5 protein-coding genes are annotated in these 5,047 nt (G+C 67.2%); 2 read left to right on the forward strand and 3 right to left on the reverse strand.

Annotated features, from left to right (window positions below):
* Nucleotides 1-208: 208 nt before the first annotated feature.
* Nucleotides 209-1,339, reverse strand: coding sequence for a DUF7373 family lipoprotein (locus tag WAW85_RS04505; RefSeq protein ID WP_422558449.1), 1,131 nt, complete (start codon nt 1,337-1,339; stop codon nt 209-211).
* A 326-nt stretch (nt 1,340-1,665) separates the two neighbouring features.
* Between WAW85_RS04505 and WAW85_RS04510 the strand changes: the two genes are divergently transcribed.
* Both WAW85_RS04510 and WAW85_RS04515 read left to right on the forward strand, forming a co-directional pair.
* Entirely contained in the window at nt 1,666-2,301 is a 636-nt protein-coding gene (locus WAW85_RS04510; RefSeq protein WP_422558450.1) for a hypothetical protein, read from the forward strand.
* Between the two features lie 48 nt (nt 2,302-2,349).
* Nucleotides 2,350-2,892 carry a YbhB/YbcL family Raf kinase inhibitor-like protein gene (locus tag WAW85_RS04515; RefSeq protein WP_422558451.1) on the forward strand — a complete coding sequence of 181 codons (543 nt, stop codon included), beginning with the start codon at nt 2,350-2,352 and terminating at the stop codon, nt 2,890-2,892.
* Nucleotides 2,893-2,953: 61 nt separating this feature from the next.
* On the opposite strand, the gene WAW85_RS04520 is transcribed toward WAW85_RS04515, so the two are convergent.
* Together WAW85_RS04520 and WAW85_RS04525 are read right to left on the reverse strand one after the other, a co-directional pair.
* Nucleotides 2,954-4,084 carry a quinone-dependent dihydroorotate dehydrogenase gene (locus WAW85_RS04520; protein WP_422558452.1) on the reverse strand — a complete coding sequence of 377 codons (1,131 nt, stop codon included), beginning with the start codon at nt 4,082-4,084 and terminating at the stop codon, nt 2,954-2,956.
* Nucleotides 4,085-4,108: 24 nt separating this feature from the next.
* Nucleotides 4,109-5,047, reverse strand: a 939-nt coding sequence (locus tag WAW85_RS04525) for a YncE family protein (protein ID WP_422558453.1), incomplete at its 5' end; no start/stop codon positions are given.

Genomic DNA, 5,047 nt, shown 5'->3' on the forward strand with positions numbered 1-5,047 from the left:
CGCGAAAGCCTTCGCGACCCTCGGCATTCGCTGCTTCGGTTTCGCTCCGCTGCGGTTGCCGCCCGAACTGGACTTCGCCGCACTGTTCCACGGCATCGACGAGCGTGTTCCGGTCGACGCAGTGCTCTTCGGCACCGATGTGCTGGAGCACTTCCTGCTGCGCTCCTAAAGCTCTTGGCCGGGGAGTGGTCGTCTCGCAGGGAGGCAGTCATCGGGCATTCTGGTCCACCTGTTGGAAGATCAGGTACTGCGCGGAGATCTTCTGCTGCGCTTCGGTCAGCTCCTTGCCGTCGGTGTAGCCGAGGTAGCGGCCGTTCTGGATCAGACAGCTGTGGTACTCGGTGCCACCGGCGGTGGTGTTTTTCGAGCAGGTCGCCTGCGGGAGCCCGGTCGGGCTCGTGGCGGACGCGCCGCCGCGCGTGGTGATGTCGGCGTTGATCTCGTTGTAGATCTTCGTGGCGCCGTCGGGAGTGTCGGCGCGGTACACCACCGAACCCTCGACTGCGTTCGCCGTGGAGCCGGTGCTCCTCAGCATTTCGTAGGTGACCGGGGGATTGGTCGAGGTATGGGCCATACCGCGCGGTCCGTAGACGGCCCGCTTGGCGGCGCCGAGGGTGCCCTTGCGGGTGATCTTGCTGTCCGGTAGCGGGATTGCGTAGATCAGGATGTGATTCTGGTCCATCAGTGGACGGGTTGAGCCGGTGGTACCGGCGGCTTGGGCCTCGGCCTTGGTGGGGGCGGCCGGGAACTTGTTGATCATCGCCACGCGATCGGTGGTGCCGCGGACAAGGGTCGACTCGAACTTGTCGTTCTGCGTCTCGCCGACTCCGTACCACTGGTAGACGACGAAGCTCCTGGTCGCGGTGAAGGCCATCCAGACCTCGCCGCCGTCGGGGCCCGGGCCGCGAACGAACGTGGTGTTGGGCGAGCCTGGCAGAGTTCCCGTCGAGTAGACCGCGGTTACTGCGGCGGCCGCGGACATCTGCTCGGCGGCCGCGGTCGCGTCTTGCGGAGTCAGGAAGCGCAGCGCGACGTTGTTCATCGAGCGGGCGTCGGACTTGGCGACCGATGCTTCGGTGGACGCCGTGCTCACGTAGCCCATCATCATGGTGTCCATGGCCGGGACCTTCGCCATTTCGGGGGAGAAGATCATCGTGAGCTGATCCTTGTCGGTGATCACTCCGGTCGGCATTTTGCCGTCGATCAGGCCCGGGTCGATCTCGAAGGGCACCAGGACGAACTCGGCCATCCGTTGGCCCTCGACTTCCAGGATCATGTCGTCGCCGGGTTTGCCGAAGTACGGTCGAGGCTTGGTTGCGTAGGTGCCAGTGTCGAGCACAGTCGCATCGACCGAGGCGGTGCTGGACGCAGCGTTCGTGGTCGTTGTCGACCGCGCAGCGTCGTCGGGATTGTCGCCGGTGCAGGCGGTGAGCAGCAGCGTGGATGCCGTGAGGACGGTGAGTGCCGCGGCGGATCGGGTGCGGGAGGGCTGGAAAGTTCCCCGGGGCTGCTGACGATCTCCTGGACGGACGCGGTCGGCGCGACGAGGCTGTGGCCAATGTTACTAATGGGACTGTTGGTGCTAATGTGATTTCTCCTCTAGGGTGGATGCTGGCCGCCATTGATGTGCGGCGGCCGGAGACCAACAGAAGGGGTGGAATTGCCATGAGGATCAGCACTCGAATCGGACTGGGCGCCGCAGCGGCGTTCGCCGCCGCCGGACTCACCGCAGGCTTGGCTGGCGCGGCAGTGACCAGCACCAATCACACGGCGACGGGCATCGTGAAGGATGCAGGTCGCAACGTCGAGGTCACCGTCGCCGTCGCCGCGGGACTTCCCGAGCAGACTTGCACCATCGCGCTGGCTCCGGCGGCTAGCGCCAGCGATCAGGACGTGGTTGCCAAGCAGATCAATACGCCTGGCGCGGCAACCGAGAGCCAGGAGGCCCGGGATGCGCACGCGAGGCTGAAGACTGCGACCCTCGAGACTAAGAAGGACGTCAAGGTGACGGCCGGCACGCCGGTCGTCGAGACCCTCGCCGTCACACCGGCCAAGGCCCGGAAGTCATATGCAGTCAGCGTGATCTGCGAGAGCGCCGCGACCACCGATACCGGTGCCGCGCAGCATGCCTCGACGATGATCGTCAACGAGACCGCGTCCGCGACGCCGCGCTCAGCTCCGGAGTCCGGTCAGACCGGCAACGGCAGCCTGCCCGATTCCCTGTCCGGCATCGTTGGCGATCTGCCGGGTGTGCTGACCGGGATCCTCGACGGTGCGCTGGGCAGCGTTCCGGCGGCCTGAAGTCCGTAGCACTCAGCGGGGCGGCGCGGCGTCGGGTAAGCATGGGGTATGACTCCTTACAATCCGTACGACGCGCTGCCCGCCCTGCCGGAAATCAGCGTCACCTCGGCCGATTTTTCCGCCGGTCAGACCCTGCCGCGGCCGCAGGCGTCGGCGATCCTCGGCGCTGGCGGCCAGGACGTGTCGCCGCAGCTGAGCTGGACCGGATTCCCGGCGGAGACCAAAAGTTTTGTCGTCACCTGCTACGACCCAGATGCGCCGACCGCATCCGGGTTCTGGCATTGGGCCGTCGCGGACATCCCGGCCTCGGTCACCGCGCTGCCGACTAATGCGGGAGCGCCCGACAGCCCGGACCTCCCAACGCCCGCGGTCACGTTGCGCGGCGACGCGGGTCTGGCCCAGTTCGTCGGCGCTGGCCCACCCCCCGGCCACGGCCCGCACCGCTACTTCTTTGTTGTGCACGCCGTCGATGTGGAATCGCTCGACCTGCCCGACGGTGCGAGCCCGGCCTACCTCGGCTTCAACCTGTTTCCGCATGCCATCGCGCGCGGCGCGCTGGTCGGTATTTTCGAGCAGCCAGGCGACGAATAGTCAGGCGCTGAAGTAGGTAGGCGCTGATTCGGTAGGTGTTGAGTAGGTTGGTGTTAAGTAGTCAGGCGGCCGAGCCGACTGCTTCGGTGAGGCTGGTGAAACCGGCGGCCCGAATGCGTTGGGCGACACCGTCGTTGAGTTGACGGAGCCACACTGGACCGCCGTAGATGAAGCCGGTGTAGACCTGAAGGAGGCTGGCGCCAGCCTGGATCCGCTCCCAGGCGTCGTCGACCGTTTCGATGCCGCCGACACTGATCAGCGTCACTTGGCCGCCGACGCGGGCGTGCAAGCGCCGCAGTACCTGCAGCGACCTTTCTCGCACCGGCGGGCCAGAGAGGCCGCCCGCCCCGATCGCCTCGACCTCGGTGTCCGGCGTCCGTAAACCAGTGCGCGAGATCGTCGTATTGGTGGCCACGATGCCAGCCAGCCCGAGCTCGACAGCGAGGTCGGCGACTGCATCGACATCCGCGTCGGAAAGATCCGGCGCGATCTTCACCAGCACCGGCACCTCGGCCACCTCCTGGACGGCCGCGAGGATCGGGCGCAACGACTGGACGGCCTGCAGGTCGCGCAGGCCCGGAGTGTTGGGGGAGGAGACGTTCACGACGACGAAGTCGGCGAGTGGGCCGAGCAACCGGGCGCTGAGTCGGTAGTCGCCGATGGCATCGTCGACAGGCACGACTTTGGTTTTGCCGATATTTGCCCCGATGGGTACCCGCCGCGGTCCGGGACGAGGATCAGCGAGTTTTACGGCGGCCGCCTGCGCGCCCGGATTGTTGAAGCCCATCCGGTTGATCAATGCTTTGTCGGCGGGTAGCCGGAACAGCCGCGGCTGCGGATTGCCTGGCTGCGGGCGGCCAGTGATGGTCCCGATCTCTGCGTATCCGAAGCCGAGCTGGCCCCACACATTGACCGCCTCGGCGGACTTGTCGAAGCCAGCCGCCAGACCGATGGGCGACGGGAACTCGACACCAAAGGCGGTGGAGCGCAGCACGTCGTCACGTGGGGCGAGGACCGCGGCGAGCAGCCACCGTATGCCCGGGGTACGGCCGCCGACCCGCAAGAAACGCGAGATGATCCGGTGGATTGACTCGGGCGATACCCGGAACATCAGCGCGAGCAGCGGCGGATACACCAGCCGGTTCACCGCGAACAGTGCGCGGGGCGAGCGCGGAGCGGGGGAGAGCGACACGATTTGGCGTCCTGTTCTACGTGTTTAGCGAGCGGTTGCGGTCAACGCGGACGGCACTACCTGGAGGCCGTCGCCGCGCTGGGAGATCAGGTACAACATGCCGTTGGCGGGGTCGGTCGCCATCGCGCCGACCTGGCCGACGGTGGGGATACGAGTGAGTTCGCGCAGTTCGCCGGTACTGGCGTCGTAAGCGATGGCCTGGTTGTCGCCGGTCGTGGACACCCACAGTCGCTTCTGAGCGACGTCCCAGGTGATCGCATATGGGCTGGCGGCGACCGGGAATCGGAAACGCATCACGATCGGCTGGCCGTAGAAGCCGAGCACCTCATTGTCGCGGGTGTTGGCGACCAGAATGCGACCATAGGAGTCGTCGACGGCCAGGGTCGCACCGCTGCCCGCACGCAGGGCGGCGAGCCGCTCACCGGTGTCGATGTTGACCGGTGCGACCAGCGACTGCGCCCGATCGAGTACCACCACTTGGCCATCGAGGTCGGACGTCGCTGGCGCCACGAGAATCTGGTCGACCCGCACGAACTCGTAGATATCGCGCTGGAGCTGGCCGCTGGCCGAGAGCACCCGCAGGTGGCCGTCGCTGGTGCCCACCAGAATTTGGTCGCCGCGCACCGCCACACTGATGGCCGCGCCTTGATCGCCGGCGACGCGGCGGACAGTGCTGTCGGTGGCGATCCGCGACACCTGGGTGGGAGACACGGCCAGGAAGCCGTCGCCGTCGGCGATCACCGCCGTCACGCCGGGTAGGTCCACGACACGCGGGGGTGAGGTGTCGGCGGCCCCCGGTGCGGTGTGTAGACGCACCACGCCGTCGTCACCGAGGACGGCGAGGGTGCTGCGCGACTGGGCCAGCGCCGTCCCGCCCGGGCTGGCGATGACCGTGCCGATCGGCGCGGCAGACTGCGGCGGCGAGACCGTCGGCGTCGCCGGAGCGACGGTGGGCACATCGCC

Source organism: Gordonia sp. (in: high G+C Gram-positive bacteria), assembly GCF_049299075.1.
Taxonomy (GTDB): Bacteria; Actinomycetota; Actinomycetes; order Mycobacteriales; family Mycobacteriaceae; genus Gordonia.